The sequence below is a fragment of the Pseudidiomarina sp. genome (assembly GCF_048268165.1).
Classification (GTDB): domain Bacteria; phylum Pseudomonadota; class Gammaproteobacteria; order Enterobacterales; family Alteromonadaceae; genus Pseudidiomarina.
This window is the reverse complement of the sequence record NZ_JBLWWA010000001.1, coordinates 584664-599398: the sequence shown is the minus strand read 5'-3', so window position 1 is coordinate 599398 and position 14735 is coordinate 584664. Positions and strand designations below refer to the sequence as shown.

At 48.0% G+C, this 14735-nt stretch carries 14 protein-coding genes; 8 read left to right on the top strand and 6 right to left on the bottom strand.

Going from position 1 to position 14735, the window contains the following annotated elements; all coding sequences use genetic code 11:
* The first annotated feature begins 5 nt into the window (after window positions 1–5).
* From ACN0UY_RS02785 to ACN0UY_RS02775, 3 genes are read left to right on the top strand one after another with little or no spacing between them, the layout of a single operon-like run.
* A complete protein-coding gene (locus tag ACN0UY_RS02785) occupies window positions 6–971 on the top strand; it encodes a hypothetical protein (protein WP_417665266.1) in 966 nt (321 codons plus the stop codon).
* Window positions 953–1315: a PilZ domain-containing protein gene (locus ACN0UY_RS02780; protein WP_128351584.1), complete on the top strand. Its 363-nt coding sequence runs from the start codon at window positions 953–955 to the stop codon at window positions 1313–1315. Before ACN0UY_RS02785 ends, ACN0UY_RS02780 begins: the two co-directional genes overlap by 19 nt.
* A gap of 20 nt (window positions 1316–1335) precedes the next feature.
* Entirely contained in the window at window positions 1336–2118 is a 783-nt protein-coding gene (locus ACN0UY_RS02775; protein WP_417665265.1) for a TatD family hydrolase, read from the top strand.
* A gap of 186 nt (window positions 2119–2304) precedes the next feature.
* On the opposite strand, the gene ACN0UY_RS02770 is transcribed toward ACN0UY_RS02775, so the two are convergent.
* The 3 genes from ACN0UY_RS02770 to sppA are packed head-to-tail and all read right to left on the bottom strand — an operon-like array spanning window position 2305 to window position 6555.
* Window positions 2305–3648 (bottom strand): sodium-dependent transporter, encoded by a 1344-nt coding sequence (locus ACN0UY_RS02770; RefSeq protein ID WP_417665264.1) that lies wholly within the window; start codon window positions 3646–3648, stop codon window positions 2305–2307.
* 39 nt (window positions 3649–3687) lie between these two features.
* Entirely contained in the window at window positions 3688–4698 is a 1011-nt protein-coding gene (gene ansA, locus ACN0UY_RS02765; protein WP_417665263.1) for an asparaginase, read from the bottom strand.
* A 3-nt stretch (window positions 4699–4701) separates the two neighbouring features.
* Window positions 4702–6555, bottom strand: coding sequence for a signal peptide peptidase SppA (sppA, locus tag ACN0UY_RS02760; RefSeq protein ID WP_417665262.1), 1854 nt, complete (start codon window positions 6553–6555; stop codon window positions 4702–4704).
* Between the two features lie 187 nt (window positions 6556–6742).
* On the opposite strand from sppA, the gene ACN0UY_RS02755 reads away from it, so the two are divergent.
* Window positions 6743–7258, top strand: a complete 516-nt coding sequence (locus ACN0UY_RS02755) for a nitroreductase family protein (protein ID WP_417665261.1) — start codon at window positions 6743–6745, stop codon at window positions 7256–7258.
* Window positions 7259–7339: 81 nt separating this feature from the next.
* Here the strand turns inward: ACN0UY_RS02755 and asnS are convergent, their stop codons facing one another.
* Together asnS and bioA are read right to left on the bottom strand one after the other, a co-directional pair.
* Entirely contained in the window at window positions 7340–8740 is a 1401-nt protein-coding gene (gene asnS, locus ACN0UY_RS02750; RefSeq protein ID WP_417665260.1) for an asparagine--tRNA ligase, read from the bottom strand.
* 83 nt (window positions 8741–8823) lie between these two features.
* Window positions 8824–10107, bottom strand: a complete 1284-nt coding sequence (gene bioA / locus ACN0UY_RS02745; protein WP_417665259.1) for an adenosylmethionine--8-amino-7-oxononanoate transaminase — start codon at window positions 10105–10107, stop codon at window positions 8824–8826.
* 119 nt (window positions 10108–10226) lie between these two features.
* On the opposite strand from bioA, the gene bioB reads away from it, so the two are divergent.
* Genes bioB through bioD form a run of 4 tightly spaced genes read left to right on the top strand, consistent with a single transcriptional unit; the run spans window position 10227 to window position 13903 of the window.
* Complete coding sequence (gene bioB / locus ACN0UY_RS02740) at window positions 10227–11267, top strand: biotin synthase BioB (RefSeq protein ID WP_417665258.1); 1041 nt, start codon at window positions 10227–10229, stop codon at window positions 11265–11267.
* Between the two features lie 8 nt (window positions 11268–11275).
* Window positions 11276–12403: an 8-amino-7-oxononanoate synthase gene (locus tag ACN0UY_RS02735; RefSeq protein ID WP_417665257.1), complete on the top strand. Its 1128-nt coding sequence runs from the start codon at window positions 11276–11278 to the stop codon at window positions 12401–12403.
* A gap of 3 nt (window positions 12404–12406) precedes the next feature.
* Window positions 12407–13186 carry a methyltransferase domain-containing protein gene (locus ACN0UY_RS02730; RefSeq protein ID WP_417665256.1) on the top strand — a complete coding sequence of 260 codons (780 nt, stop codon included), beginning with the start codon at window positions 12407–12409 and terminating at the stop codon, window positions 13184–13186.
* A 27-nt stretch (window positions 13187–13213) separates the two neighbouring features.
* Window positions 13214–13903 (top strand): dethiobiotin synthase, encoded by a 690-nt coding sequence (bioD, locus tag ACN0UY_RS02725; RefSeq protein ID WP_417665254.1) that lies wholly within the window; start codon window positions 13214–13216, stop codon window positions 13901–13903.
* On the opposite strand, the gene pepE is transcribed toward bioD, so the two are convergent.
* Window positions 13887–14603: a dipeptidase PepE gene (gene pepE, locus ACN0UY_RS02720; protein ID WP_417665253.1), complete on the bottom strand. Its 717-nt coding sequence runs from the start codon at window positions 14601–14603 to the stop codon at window positions 13887–13889. The genes bioD and pepE overlap by 17 nt on opposite strands.
* Window positions 14604–14735 lie beyond the last annotated feature (132 nt).

The following is a 14735-nucleotide window of genomic DNA, read 5'->3' as shown; positions in this document are numbered from 1 at the left end:
GCGACATGAGTTTACCTTGGTTGCGTGAATCGTGGCGGCAGGTTGTTTCGGATTACCAGCAACAACGGTTCGGTCATGCACATTGCATTCCAGCACGCGAAGGTTTGGGGGCTGAGGCATACACCCAAACCTTGGCGCATTATTTGTTGTGTTTACAGCCAACACAACGTGCTTGTGGGCGTTGCAAAAGCTGCTTGCTGGTTCAGTCTGAAACACATCCAGACTACTACGTGCTGCGCAGCGAGGACAATCGTGCCATCGGCGTGGATAAAATTCGTGAACTCACTCAGGCATTGCAGCAGACAGCAAGCCAACACGGTGCCAAAGTGGCTTGGATAAAAAATGCTGAACGCTTGACCACAGAAGCTGCAAACGCGCTGTTAAAAACACTCGAAGAACCTACTGCAAACACGTATATTATCTTGAGTCCTGAGCGCACCAGTGCACTGTTGCCAACGATTCGAAGTCGCATGCGGCTGCATACCTTAAATGAGCCAAGCTGGCCTGAAATTGAGGCGTGGCTGGTGCAACAATTAAAACGCAGTTTAACGCCTGAAGAGCAATTGCGCAGCCAACAGTTTTTAGGTGCACCTTTACATGCTCTTGCCGCATTAAAAGGCGAAGTTAGTGATAATATTGACTATGTTGGGCGTTTAGCTCAGGCTTGTTGCGTAGATAGCAAGTGGCCTTTACCAACGAAGAGTGATTGGGCCGGCTGGCTGGATGCCAGCGAAGCATGGTTGCATGAGTTAATTCGGATTAAACAACGCGTTGCACAGCAGCGCTTAAGATTTCCGGGCAGCTACCAAGTCGCTGTCGATTGGTTGCAACGAGAACAGATAACCGTTGCTGAAATCAATGCTTGGCTTGCTTTATGTTACAATTTGCGCAAAACAACAAGTGAACAAGCTGGCTTAAACGTACCATTACTATTACAACAACAGTGGTTACAATGGAAACACAAACCGTAGCACAAGCAGAGGCCGCGTTACCGAAAAAGCGTATCGTGTTGGGTACTGAAGCCCAGCTGCGACGCTATTACATGCCCTTTATCAAAGGTGGCGGCTTGTTTCTAACAACAGATGAACCCTTAAAAAATGGTGATGAATTTCTGTTGGAGGTACGTTTGTTTGGTGAACAAAATTCGGTTTTCGTGAAATGTAAAGTCGTCTGGTTAGCGCCATCAAAGCCGGGGCGCCCAGAGCAACAGGGCGTTGGCGTTCAGTTTATCGATGATAAAGCGATGCTGAAAAATATGATTGAATCGAAGCTTGCAGCGATAGGCAATACGGGCACGCCAACCGCCACCATGTAAGACATCCTAGAGGAGTTGTTGTGTTTGTCGATTCCCATTGTCATCTTGACAAAATAGACCTAAAAAATTTCGATGGGCAATTTTCTAAAATTGTTCAAGCTGCGCGCGCAGCAAAAGTCGAGCACATGCTTTGTATTGGCGTAACGCTTGATGATTTTCCTGCCATGCGCAACCAAGTTGCTGATTTTCCTGATGTAAGTATTTCCTGCGGTGTGCATCCATTGTACGTAGCTAAACATCCGCTTGACCGCAATCAGTTGCGTAAATGGGCTACAGAGCCTGAAGTGGTTGCCATTGGCGAAACCGGTTTGGATTATTTTTACGATCCGGAAAGCCGCCCTATTCAGCAAGACAGCTTTGCGTATCATATAGAACTCGCAAATGAGCTTGATAAACCGTTGATCATTCATACGCGAGATGCGCGCGAGGACACCATTGCGATGTTACGTGAGGGGCAGGCACAGCGTTGTGGGGGCGTTTTACACTGCTTTACGGAATCGCTTGAAATGGCGCAGCAGGCTATTGAACACCTTGATTTCTATATTTCGATATCGGGCATAGCATCGTTTCGAAACGCAGCCGAACTGCGCGAAGTGGTGCGGGCGTTACCGATAGAGCGATTGCTAATTGAAACGGATAGCCCGTGGTTAGCACCGGTGCCGCATCGGGGCAAAGAAAATCAGCCAGCTTATGTGGTTGATGTAGCTAAATGCGTCGCTGATGTGAAGGGTTTGAGCCTCGCTGAGGTGGCAAAAATTACAACGCAAAACTTCTATTCATTGTTTAAGCACGTGCGCAAATAATTATTTGTACGTTTTTTACACAAAAAATTCGCATTTGGTAAATTTATGTCTACAATAAATCTTACCCTCGACATTTATCGAGTTAGCGCACGGCTCAATCCCTTGAGCCATTCCCCTGAGCTCGGGACAACTTGGATTGGTCCCGAGCCTTTTTTTATTACGAATATCAGCTTATTTTATAGTGACTTAGCCACGCCAGATAACCAGTAAAATCAATACTGGGCAAATAAATTTCACATACCACGGCCAGATTTTCCAAAACCAACTTGATTCCATTTCCGGCGCGCCGTCTTGTAGGGCTTTCAGTAAATAGTTTTGGCGCAATACCCAAGTTAATAGCAGGCCAAAGATAAGTGCGAGAAGCGGCTGCATATATACAGTGGTGAGTGTTACTACGGCGCCGAATAATGCTGAAAAATTGTAGATGATCAAGGATGAAATTAAGCCAATTGTTGCACCCACCACCCAAACCATTTGCGCGCGCGACTGTCCCGTTTCTTCAACCAGCGCATTCACCGGTGCTTCCAACATAGAAATTGAGGAGGTAATGGCTGCTATAACCATCAGTGCGAAAAATGCGAGACCGACCCATAGGCCGGCATAGCCCATTGAGTCGAACATTGCAGGTAACACGTTGAATACAAGGGTATCACTGGACAGTAACTGTCCAGCTTGGTCGTAAATTTCAACGCCCAGTTCTTGTGCTGCAAACATCGCCGGAAGGATTAATAAGCCTGCTAGAAATGCAACTGAGGTATCAAGCCCAGCCACCCAGCCTGCGGTACGCGGTAAATGCTCGTCTTTTGATAAATACGCACCGTAAGTCATCATGCAACACACACCCAAACTGAGCGAGAAAAATGCTTGGCCCATGGCACGGATAACCAAATTGGGGTTGGTGACCTGCTCAAAGTCAGGTGTCAGATACATTTTTAAGCCATCAATCGCGCCTGGAAGCGTAAGAATATAGAGTGCCATTGCAATTAACAAAACGAACAACAAAGGCATCAGGCGGCGTGACCAACGCTCGATACCGTCGGTTACGCCTGAGCGAACAACGTGAACGGTGAGCACCAGAAAAAGTATCATCATGATCATGTTGCGCTGCACGCTAAAGTCGGTTAACCAAGTAGCAGCTGCAGTGAAGCCCATAAGTTCAGCTAAGGGCGCGAACATAAATGCGAGAAGCCAACCTGACACAATTGCGTAGAAACTTAATATGAGCGACAACACCACAAGGCCAACGATTCCGGTAAGCGCGCCGAAATTACGCCAAAACGGTTTGTCACTGAGTGCGCGCAGCGCCTCTACTGGGTTGCGTTGACGCATACGGCCAATGGTTAATTCAGCTACCAACATTGGATAAGCGAGTAGGGCAACCATGAGCAAGTAAACCAATAAGAATGCGCCACCACCGTTTTGTGCGGCCTGGGTTGGAAAGCCCCATATGTTGCCGACACCGACGGCAGAGCCAGCAGCAGCTAGAATAAATCCAATTCGCGATGAAAAAGCAGGAGATTTTAGGGCCATTTTTTCTATTTCTTATTGTTGTTTTAATGGACGAGCAACTTACGCGGTTAGCTCACCGCGTAAGTTGGTTTCTAATAGGTTATTGATTTCTGACTGCGACAAATCTTGAGACAATAAGTAATGAAGCTTGGTTAAAGCCGCTTCAACAGTCATGTCATGACCACTGACTACGCCCACTTGCGCCAGCGCATTACCTGTTGCATAGCCGCCCATGTTCACTTTGCCTTTGAAGCACTGGGTGCAATTGAGCACTACCGTACCCTGTTCAATTGCACGCTGCAAGCTTGCCAATAGTTGGGGGTCTTGTGGCGCATTGCCCACCCCATAGCTTTGCATGATTAGCGCTTTAACCGGCTGTTGGAGCATATTATCAAAAATAGCGGCCGAAATACCTGGGTATAAGGTAACCACACCAATAGCCTGTGGGGTTACTGGAGTAAGACGCAATGGTTCATGACCCAGCGCATTCACTTCACCAGCTTCAACGGCTATTTGGATACCGGCTCGCAATAGCGGTGAAAAGTTGGGCGAATCAAATGCATTAAACCCATTCGCATCGGCTTTTGTAGCACGATTTCCACGATAAAGTATGTTGTTAAAAAACAGACCGACTTCGTGAATTGGATAATTTGCTGCAATGTACAAGGCATTGAGTAGATTCGTTTGACCATCCGAGCGCAGCGCAGCAAGTGGGATTTGCGACCCGGTAATGATCACCGGTTTGGCTAGGTTTTCGAACATAAATGACAGTGCTGAGGCGGTGTACGCCATGGTGTCGGTTCCATGGAGAATGACAAAACCGTCGTAGTCGCTGTAATGGCTGCGGATGTCTTCGGCAATGTGCTGCCAGTCGGCCGGCGACATGTCCGATGAATCCATTAAAGGGGTGTATTCATGAATGGTGAATTCAGGCATTTCCTCACGATAAAACTCGGGCATACGCTGAACACATTCGGTTAGAAAACCGGGCACAGGAATATAACCCTGTGCCGATTTTTGCATTCCTATAGTGCCGCCTGTATAGGCGACGTAAATACGTTTTTTAGTCATGAATTACCGTAGTGGACAGAGTTCGCACAGTGCATACACACCGTTTGGATCGTTAAATTTGTCGACTAATTTAACTTCCTGCCAAACACGTTGCAATTGCATTTCAATCGGCGAGTGATTTTTCTCGACAAGTGAGCTTGGTAAAATCAAGCTGGCCTGACCAAATAAGTCACGCATGAACTGCTCGCGAACCGACAATTCAGGCTCAATAACTTGCACGTCATACTCAACAATATCAGCAAACTCGGCTGCTGCACGAATAGCATCATCAAGCTCTCCAAGTTTATCAACTAAGCCGAACTTCTGCGCTTGAGCGCCAGTCCAGACACGACCTTGTGCCACTTGATGCACGGCGTCGTAGGTCATATCGCGACTTTCAGCAACCATACCAACGAAATCACGGTAGAATTTCTCGATGGTCAATTGCACCATTTGTTTTGCTGAATCGTCGAGACCGCGCGTGATGTCTAAAACTGGCAGGTTGGTGGTGTGGTAACCATCGTTGTAAACACCGATTTCAGCCAGTGAGTTTTCGATAGTAAAGAACATACCAAACACGCCGATAGATCCGGTAATGGTTGATGGTGACGCCCAGATTTCATCGGCGCTCGCTGCAATCCAATAACCTCCTGACGCCGCAACGCTACTCATGGATGCGATAACTGGCTTGCCAGCTTTTTGCAGTTCAAGTAGCTCCTGACGAATAACCTCAGAAGCGAAACCACTGCCGCCTGGGCTATCGATACGCAACACAACGGCTTTCACTTGATCATCAAGGCGTGCTTTTCGTAATAATTCAGCTGTGCTATCACCGCCAATTGAACCTGGTTTTTGATTGCCATCGACAATAACACCGCGTGCGACCACTAAGGCGATATTCGCGCGGTCAGTTTTTTCGGTCGGATAAGCCTCGCCATTGAGCGATTCTAGATAATCAACATGACCAATTTTACGCCAGCTTTTTTCTTCTTTGTCGAGACCGGTTAGGGTAATCATCTCTTGACGGAATTGCTCGCGCGAATACAGTGCATCAACTAGCCCTGTAGCCACTGCCATTTTGGCAAAATCGTTGTCATGTTGTTGAATGGCCGCTAAAAAGTCATTGATGTCGCCCGAGAGCATACGGGTATCGATATCACGTAGCTCTGCTAGGTCGTTGATATAAGTCTGCCACAGCTCGTCATACAACATTTTGTTGGCTTCACGTGCCTGTTCAGACATATTCTTGCGCGTATAAGGTTCAACCGCTGATTTATAGGCACCAACCTTAAATACGTGCGTACTGATTTTTAGTTTTTCCAGTAACTCTTGGAAATACAGGCGATACGAACCGTACCCTTCAAACATTAACATGCCGAGCGGGTTGAGGTAGATTTTGTCTGCATGGGCTGCGATATAGTACTGATCTTGTGAATACGCATCCGCGTAGGTCATTACAGGTTTTCCCGTTTCACGAAATTGCACTAGCGCATCGCCAAGTACCTGCATTTTGTTGAGACCGCCGCCCGCGAAACTGCCTATATTAAGTTGGATACCACTAATGCGATCATCGGTTGCTGCGTTTTCAATTGCGCTAACGACGTCCCTGACTAAAACCTCTGCGGGTGCGCCGCTGCCGCCAAGCATTTCATCAAAAAACGCATCAACCGGATCAACCCATGTTTTTTCTTCAACTAAACGACCGTTTAGTTCTAACACCAGGACACCGTTGTCTGGCACACGAATAAGTTCTTCGTCAGCAGCGAATAAGCTGATGACAACAATAAGAACGATAAAAAACACGATATTCACAATGATTTTGCGAATGGTATTTATCAGGCCGAAGAGTTTCTTGAATACCGAAGCAGTACCGCTCATACGTAGGAATCCCAAATTTAATGACAGATGCCATGAAGATTACAGTAGAATTTTCTCAGAAACCAGTAAGACAATGTAACAGAGCGTGATCATTTGCTAAGCTAGCTGCTCGAACAAATTTATCGCTTCGCTTCATTGCTCTGAGGATTATATGCACGCTCTGGAACTTCTTACACAACGTTCGTCCATGCCACGTCTTATAGAACCTGGCCCAACTTCAGAACAGTTTAACGTGATGCTAAAAGCAGCGGGGCGGGCGCCTGATCATATGGCATTGATGCCCTATGAGTTTATTGTTTATGAAGGCAACAACAGGCAACAGCTGGGGCAAGTGTTTCAGCGCGCGTCAGCAGTCAAAGGTTTAGCCGAAGCTCAGGTGACGCAGGCGAGTCAACTGCCGTTACGGGCACCCTTAGTTATTGCGGTTGCAATGAAGTATCAACCCCATGATAAAGTGCCACGCGATGAACAGTTAGCGAGTGCAGCTTGCACCGCATTACTCATGCAGCAAGCAGCTTTTGCACAGGGGCTTGGTGCGATTTGGCGCACCGGCTGGTTTGCAGAAGATGAACAAGTAAAGAGTGAGCTTGGTTTGTCACCAGATGATGCCATTGTTGGTTTTCTTTATGTGGGTACGCCGGCGGTTCCTACGCCAATAAAACCCGATAAAGATATCCAAAGCAAAGTTCGTTTTCCTGAATAAGGGCATAAATAGGGCATAAATAGGGCATAAATAGGGCATAAAAAAACCAGCCGAAGCTGGTTTTTTTGTGGATGATGATAATTAAAATTCAGCAGACTTTGGTGCCCGCGGGAATGGAATCACATCACGAATGTTGCCCATTCCGGTTACATAGGTAACCAAACGTTCAAAACCAAGCCCAAAACCAGCATGTGGAACGGTGCCATAGCGACGCAGGTCACGATACCAACCGTAATCTTCAATGGGCAGGCCAAGCTCCGTCATACGAGCGTCGAGACGTTCCAGGCGTTCTTCACGTGCGCTGCCGCCGATAATTTCGCCAATACCCGGTGCCAACACATCCATTGCGGCAACAGTTTTGCCATCATCGTTCTGGCGCATGTAAAACGCTTTGATGTCTTTCGGATAGTTTTTCAGCACAATTGGGGCACCGACGTGCTCTTCCGCTAAATAACGTTCGTGTTCGGATTGTAAATCGGTACCCCATTCTACGGGGTACTCAAATTTCTTGCCGCAGTTCTGCAGAATCTCGACGGCGTCGGTGTAATCCATGTGTACAAACTTATTGCTAACCACATGATTCAAACGATCAAGTACATTTTTATCCACGCGCTGTTGGAAAAAAGCCATGTCATCAGCGCGTTCTTCCAATACGGCATTGATACAATACTTCAGCATATCTTCAGCTAAGTAAGCGATGTCGTTTAAGTCAGCAAACGCAACTTCAGGCTCGACCATCCAGAACTCCGCCAAATGGCGGCTGGTGTTTGAGTTTTCAGCGCGAAACGTCGGGCCGAAGGTATAGATTTTGCTTAACGCACAGGCGTAAGTTTCACCATTCAACTGTCCGGAAACGGTCAAGAAGGCTTCTTTACCAAAAAAATCTTTGCTGTAATCAATTTGACCTGCATCTGTGCGCGGTAAGTTCATCATGTCGAGTGTAGAAACACGGAACAGTTCGCCAGCACCTTCGGCGTCAGATGCCGTAATAATAGGCGTTGCCACCCAGAGGTAACCGCGTTCATGGAAGAAGCGATGCAACGCTTGCGATAGGCAGTTACGAACCCGCATTACAGCACCGGTGATATTGGTGCGCGGACGTAAATGCGCAAATTCACGCAGATATTCCATAGAGTGTGGCTTTGGTGACATCGGGTAAGTGTCAGGGTCTTCAACAAAACCATAGACATGCAAACCAGTCGCCTGAATTTCGAAGCTTTGACCTTTGCCCGCTGATTCGGCTACGGTGCCAGTTACAGCGATACTGCAGCCGGTAGTCAACTTAAGCACTTCGCTTTCATAATTATCGAGATTATTCGGGACAACCGCCTGAATTGGATCAAAACACGAACCATCATGCACGTTAATAAATGAAATGCCTGCTTTTGAGTCGCGACGGGTACGAACCCACCCGCGCACAGTCACTTCATCACCAACGGCAACTTTTCCCGATAAAACATCGACAATTGTAGCGAAGGACATGGGCCTACAAACTCCGTAAGTTAGGGTATAAAGACAAAATAGGCTGATATGTTACCTTGCTTTGCGCCAGACTCAAGAGAAAATCACGCAGATGCCGCAAGCCTGCACATGGTTTGGGTTAATTGTGTCAGTTGTGGTGATGAAATTAGGAAGGGTGGCATCACGTAAATAAGTTTTCCAAAGGGGCGAATCCACACCCCATTATCGACACACAGCCGCTGGGCCGCAGCTACATCAATCGGTTTACGCATTTCAATAACACCTATCGCGCCAAAGCAGCGTACGTCAGCAACTTGTGGGTAAGCTTTTGCCGCGGCAAGTTCTGTACGTAACTGCGCCTCAATAGCACTAACCTGTTGCTGCCACGGGCTGTCCAATAGCAGTTTCAAGCTGGCAGTGGCGATTGCGCAAGCGAGCGGGTTACCCATAAAGGTTGGGCCATGCATAAAGGTGCCACCGGCTGGGCCTGCACTAATGCTGTCAGCAACGGTGTCGGTGCAAATTACGGCAGCTTGAGTCAAGTAGCCCCCAGTTAATGCCTTACCAATACACATAATGTCCGGGGTGATGTTTGCATGTTCGCAGGCAAAGAGTTTACCCGTGCGACCGAAACCGGTGGCGATTTCGTCAGCAATTAAAAGCACATGGTACTTGTCACACAGCTCACGTGCGCCGCGCAGATAGTTAGGGTGATAGAAACGCATGCCTCCGGCACCCTGAACGATGGGTTCCAAAATTAACGCTGCTAACTCATGCTGATGTTGTTCAAGAAGTTGTTGCAGCGGCAGTAGTGCTTCTGGTTGCCACGTATCGTCTGGACCAATTTCTGGTGTTGGCGCAAAGAGTTGCTCGCGCAGGCTGCCTTTGAATAGGCTGTGCATGCCATTCACCGGATCACACACCGACATCGCCGCAAAGGTATCGCCGTGATACCCACCACGAATAGTGGCTAGACGATTCTTCTTCGGTTGGTTACGGCTAAACCAATACTGCACCGCCATCTTTATCGCAACCTCAATGGATACTGAGCCTGAGTCTGCCAAAAACACTTTGCTGAGGCCTTTGGGTACGACATTTAGCAAGCTTCTGCAAAGATCAATTGCGGGCTGGTGGGTAATGCCGCCGAACATGACGTGACTCATGCGACTCATTTGCTCGGTGGCTGCCGCATTGAGTACCGGATGATTGTAGCCATGTATTGCTGCCCACCACGACGACATACCATCGATTAATCGGGTACCGTCATCGAGAATAAGTTCACAGCCGTCGGCCGCCGCTATTGAATATACCGGCAGCGGGTTGTTGAAGGACGTGTAAGGGTGCCAAATGTGGTCGCGATCAAAACGAAGGTCGTCTGTTGTTAGCATTGGTTAAAAAGTAGCCGATTGTAATTTAAAGTGTGCATTTCAAGTTGACAGTCTAGGTAATCTCCGTACCCTGTGCAATATCTAATCTTCAACAACTCGAATAAAAAAGGACATTCAACATGTCAGCAATGATTCGCCATGACTGGCAAATTCAAGAGATTGAAGCGCTATTTGCGCTGCCATTTAATGACTTATTATTCCAAGCGCAACAAGTGCACCGCCAAAACTTTGATCCGAACGCGGTTCAAGTCAGCACATTGTTATCGATCAAAACCGGAGCATGTCCAGAGGATTGCAAATACTGCCCACAAAGCGCGCATTATCGTACAGACGTTGATAAAGAGCGCTTGATGGCGGTGGAAAAGGTTTTGGCCGAAGCCAAGTCAGCCAAAGAGCAGGGCGCAAGCCGTTTTTGTATGGGGGCTGCATGGCGAAACCCCAAAGACCGTGACATGCCTTACGTGATTGAAATGATAAAGGGTGTTAAGGAGCTTGGCCTGGAAACTTGCATGACACTGGGCATGTTAAGCCCACAGCAAGCGCAAGTATTACAGCAAGCTGGACTCGATTATTACAATCACAACTTGGATACGTCACCTGAATTTTACGGCAAAATCATTACAACGCGCACCTATGCTGACCGCTTATCAACACTACAAAATGTACGCGATGCCGGCATGAAGGTTTGTGCGGGAGGCATTGTTGGTATGGGGGAGAGTCGTCGCGATCGCGCTGGGTTATTGGCGCAATTAGCAAACTTACCGCAACACCCAGAAAGCGTGCCAGTAAATATGCTGGTTAAAGTTGAAGGAACGCCCTTTGCAAAGTTGGATGATATGGACCCGTTTGAATTCGTCCGTACTATAGCTATTGCACGCATTCTGATGCCGCAGTCGTTTGTGCGCTTGTCTGCCGGACGGGAATCGATGAGTGATGAACTGCAGGCCCTTTGCTTTATGGCGGGCGCCAACTCGATCTTCTATGGTGAACGGTTATTAACCACTGCTAACCCTGAAACCAATGACGATCTCGCCTTGTTTGAGCGTTTAGGCTTAGTACCTATGGCTCATGATGATTATAGCGATGAAGTGCATCAAGCTGTTATCAGCGATGCGGTTGCTGAGCAACAAGAACCCGTTCGCTATTACGAAGTTCGGTAGCATTCACAATGCAAATTCAGGATGTTTTACAACGGCAGCTTGAATTACGCCGTCAGCAGCGCAGGCACCGGAGCCTTTCGGTTGCCGCCGCTGCGCACGATTTTTCGGCGAACGATTATTTAGGTTTGTCACAGCACCCACAGGTACTAGATGCTTTTCAGCGCGGCCTACAACAGTGGGGCACGGGCAGTGGTTCATCACCGTTAGTAGCTGGCTATCAAAAACCGCATGCCTATCTACGGCGGCATCTTAGCGAATGGCTAGAGCGCGATAACGTTCTCTTGTTCAGCAGTGGGTTTAGCGCAAATCAATGCACCATGCGAGCGCTCGCGCCATTATATGACCGTGTATTGTTAGACCGCTTAAGTCACGCATCGTTGTTGGATGGTGTGCGTGAGCAGCGTCACTGGAAACGTTTTGCGCACAATGACGCCACGCATGCGAACAAGCTGCTAAAACCAGATGCCACAAATTTACTTGTCACCGAGAGTGTATTCAGCATGGATGGCGATAGTGCACCTCTGCGAGAGCTGGCAGCTCTCGATGTCGATTTGTGGATTGATGATGCCCATGGCCTAGGAATTATCGGGGCCGACGGCCGAAGTGCGGCAAGCGAGCTTAGCCAAAAGCAAGCGCCATTAATTACAGCTACTTTTGGCAAGGCCTTGGGTGTGATGGGTGCGGCAATGGTGGGCACCGACAGTGTAATTGACTATTTAGTGAATTATGGGCGTGAATTTATATACTCTACAGCCTTTCCCGCTGCGCAGGCTACGGCTGTTAGTGCTGCGATTAAGATAGCTCAGAGTGCCGAAGGGGCGCGATTACGTCAGCAACTGGATACCAATATTGCGTTATTCGGTGAATTAGCCACCCGCGCGAATATTCCGCTGGGGAAGAGTGAGCACGCTATTCAAACACTGGTGGTAGGAAGCGATGCGAATGTGATGCGCATAGGTACAGCTTTAAGTTCGCAGGGCTTCAAGTGTGGCACAATTCGCCCACCCACAGTGCCAGAGGGCACAGCACGGCTTCGCATAACGCTCACTGCGCAGCATAAAGAAGCTGAAATTCGAGCTTTTGTCGCTGCATTTGCCGATTGTTATCATCGGTTAACTGAAACACAGGCTGTTTGAACCATGCGGGTGCAAAGTAACAACGCTCATAAGAGTAAAATTGCTCAACATTTCAGTAGAGCTGCCACCAGTTACTGCAATCACAACTCATTGCAACGCCAATGTGCAGAAACATTGCTGCAGATGTTACCGCAGAATTCTGGTGTAACGGTTGATGCGGGTTGTGGCCCAGGGGTTAACACGTTGGCGTTGCAACGACGCGCCAGTCACTATATTGGATTAGATTTCGCGGCGGGTATGTTGCAGCAAGCACAAGCAGGTTATGCCGATGGTAGCAGTTGGGTGCAGGCTGATATTGAAGCATTGCCTTTCGCAGAACGTAGTATTGATACAATTTATGCCAATTTAGCGGTGCAGTGGGTGACTGATTTACCCCGCACCCTGCAACAGGTGGTTGATTGTTTAAAGCCTTCTGGGCGGGCGGTATTGAGTACAGTCATGGACGGTTCTTTGGCGCCACTGGGTGGTTGTTTTCAACGCGTTACCGGGAATGTTCGGCATAATAAATTTATTGATACACAACAGCTTGATGCCTGCTTAAAGGGCTTGAAAGGTGTCACCTGGCGTTGCACGCAACAAAGTATAGCGGTGCCATACCAACAAGTTCGGGACATGTTACATGACTTAAAAGGTATTGGAGCTAATTATACATTGCATCAGACACGCAGGCTTACCAAGTCACAGTTGAGCGCTGTCGAAACTGCTATGGAAGCCCACCGTAGCACGGATGGCGCGTTATTTTTACACTGGAAAATTGCATTTATTGAGTTGATTAAAGGTTAACTCCAATTGCCTTTTTGTTGGATTTCTATGAGAAAAATTTTTATAACTGGCACTGATACTGATGCCGGCAAGACAACTTCTGCTACGGCTCTCATTCATGCGCTACGCAAGCATGGTCGCACCTGTGTGCCATTGAAGCCGGTAGCCGCTGGCGCTGAAACCGTTGTGGGGCAATTGCGTAATTCAGACGCGTTGCAGTTAATGGAAGCCTGCGATATCACCGTATCCATAAACTCATACCAGCGGGTTAATCCATTTTGTTTTGCGCCTGCCATCGCGCCACACATTGCTGCAAATCAAGCAGGCGTATCCGTTAATTTAGCAGACCTATTGCAACACACAGACCTTGTGACCTCATCGCATGGCGATGTTTTGATCATTGAAGGTGCCGGTGGTTGGTTAGTGCCATTAAACGATGTCGTGAGTTTAGCTGACTATGCACAAGAGACCGCTGCCGAGGTTGTTTTAGTGGTTGGTATGAAGCTTGGTTGCTTAAATCATGCATTGCTCACCGCAACCGATATTGAGCGGCGCGGCCTGAAGTTGGCCGGTTGGATAGCCAACCAGCCACAGGCAACACCCATGTCGGAATATAACGCCAATATTGCGACGTTGAAGCAATTACTTGGGGCCCCATGTTTAGGTGAAATTCCCTATTCGCCTATGGCCCAATCAGGGCAATTGGCTGACTTCTTGAACGTTAACTCGCTGCTTTAAGCCATTGGCTGCAGTCTTGCTGCGGTGATAACTCGAGTTTCTCACCGTTTAAAAATACGAATCCTGGCGTATTGCCCTGATAGGTCATGGTTTGTTTGGAGATTCTAAGCGCTGTGCCTTCGGGAATAGCCACTATTGGTGTGCTTGGTTCAAGCGCCATAAACTCAGCGAGGCGCTGATCACGCGTTTCGCCATGAAAACCAGGTGGTTGATAGTCGGTATAATGCGGGTTGAGTTGAAACGGCACCAGTTCAAGCGCAGCAAACGATGGTGGTTCAATGATCGGCATGTCATTGGTGGTACGAATGCTTAACCCGGCAATATTCGAACCTGCGCTCCAACCTATGTAAGGTGTACCGCTGTTCACCGCCGCTTGGATAGGCTCGATTAAGTTGAACTGATACAGCTGCTGAAGCAGGTGAAAGGTATTGCCGCCGCCAACCATAATGGCCTCAGCTTCGGCAATTGCTCTGGCCGGGTCTGCAGCGGTTTCAATTCCAACTATATGAATGTTTCGTGGCTTTAATGCCGTTGCAACTTTTGCGGTGTAGTCCGCATAGGACATCGTGACACCCGCGTACGGAATAAAGAGAACCTTTCGGGTTTCGCATAGATTTGCGATGGGTTCAAGGCAAGGCGCTAAATAGTCACTTTGGCCGGCGCGTGAGCTACTTAAGAGTAATAATTGCGCAGAATTCATTCGGTTCTCCTGATTACAGCAATAGGTCATGCATATTTTTCAACTAAATTGGTCCATAGCTTAACAAAACACGTAATAAAAAACATGGCAAAAGCCTTGTAATTCAGGGCTAACGCCCTTATAAATCGGGGT

Coding starts and splice junctions, on each gene's coding strand:
- bioA (WP_417665259.1), bottom strand. CDS start 10,107: ATGCTAACAACAGACGACCTTCGTTTTGATCGCGACCACATTTGGCAC.
- ACN0UY_RS02770 (WP_417665264.1), bottom strand. CDS start 3,648: ATGGCCCTAAAATCTCCTGCTTTTTCATCGCGAATTGGATTTATTCTA.
- ACN0UY_RS02735 (WP_417665257.1), top strand. CDS start 11,276: ATGCAAATTCAGGATGTTTTACAACGGCAGCTTGAATTACGCCGTCAG.
- ACN0UY_RS02730 (WP_417665256.1), top strand. CDS start 12,407: ATGCGGGTGCAAAGTAACAACGCTCATAAGAGTAAAATTGCTCAACAT.
- ansA (WP_417665263.1), bottom strand. CDS start 4,698: ATGACTAAAAAACGTATTTACGTCGCCTATACAGGCGGCACTATAGGA.
- bioD (WP_417665254.1), top strand. CDS start 13,214: ATGAGAAAAATTTTTATAACTGGCACTGATACTGATGCCGGCAAGACA.
- asnS (WP_417665260.1), bottom strand. CDS start 8,740: ATGTCCTTCGCTACAATTGTCGATGTTTTATCGGGAAAAGTTGCCGTT.
- ACN0UY_RS02780 (WP_128351584.1), top strand. CDS start 953: ATGGAAACACAAACCGTAGCACAAGCAGAGGCCGCGTTACCGAAAAAG.
- ACN0UY_RS02785 (WP_417665266.1), top strand. CDS start 6: ATGAGTTTACCTTGGTTGCGTGAATCGTGGCGGCAGGTTGTTTCGGAT.
- sppA (WP_417665262.1), bottom strand. CDS start 6,555: ATGAGCGGTACTGCTTCGGTATTCAAGAAACTCTTCGGCCTGATAAAT.
- pepE (WP_417665253.1), bottom strand. CDS start 14,603: ATGAATTCTGCGCAATTATTACTCTTAAGTAGCTCACGCGCCGGCCAA.
- bioB (WP_417665258.1), top strand. CDS start 10,227: ATGTCAGCAATGATTCGCCATGACTGGCAAATTCAAGAGATTGAAGCG.
- ACN0UY_RS02755 (WP_417665261.1), top strand. CDS start 6,743: ATGCCACGTCTTATAGAACCTGGCCCAACTTCAGAACAGTTTAACGTG.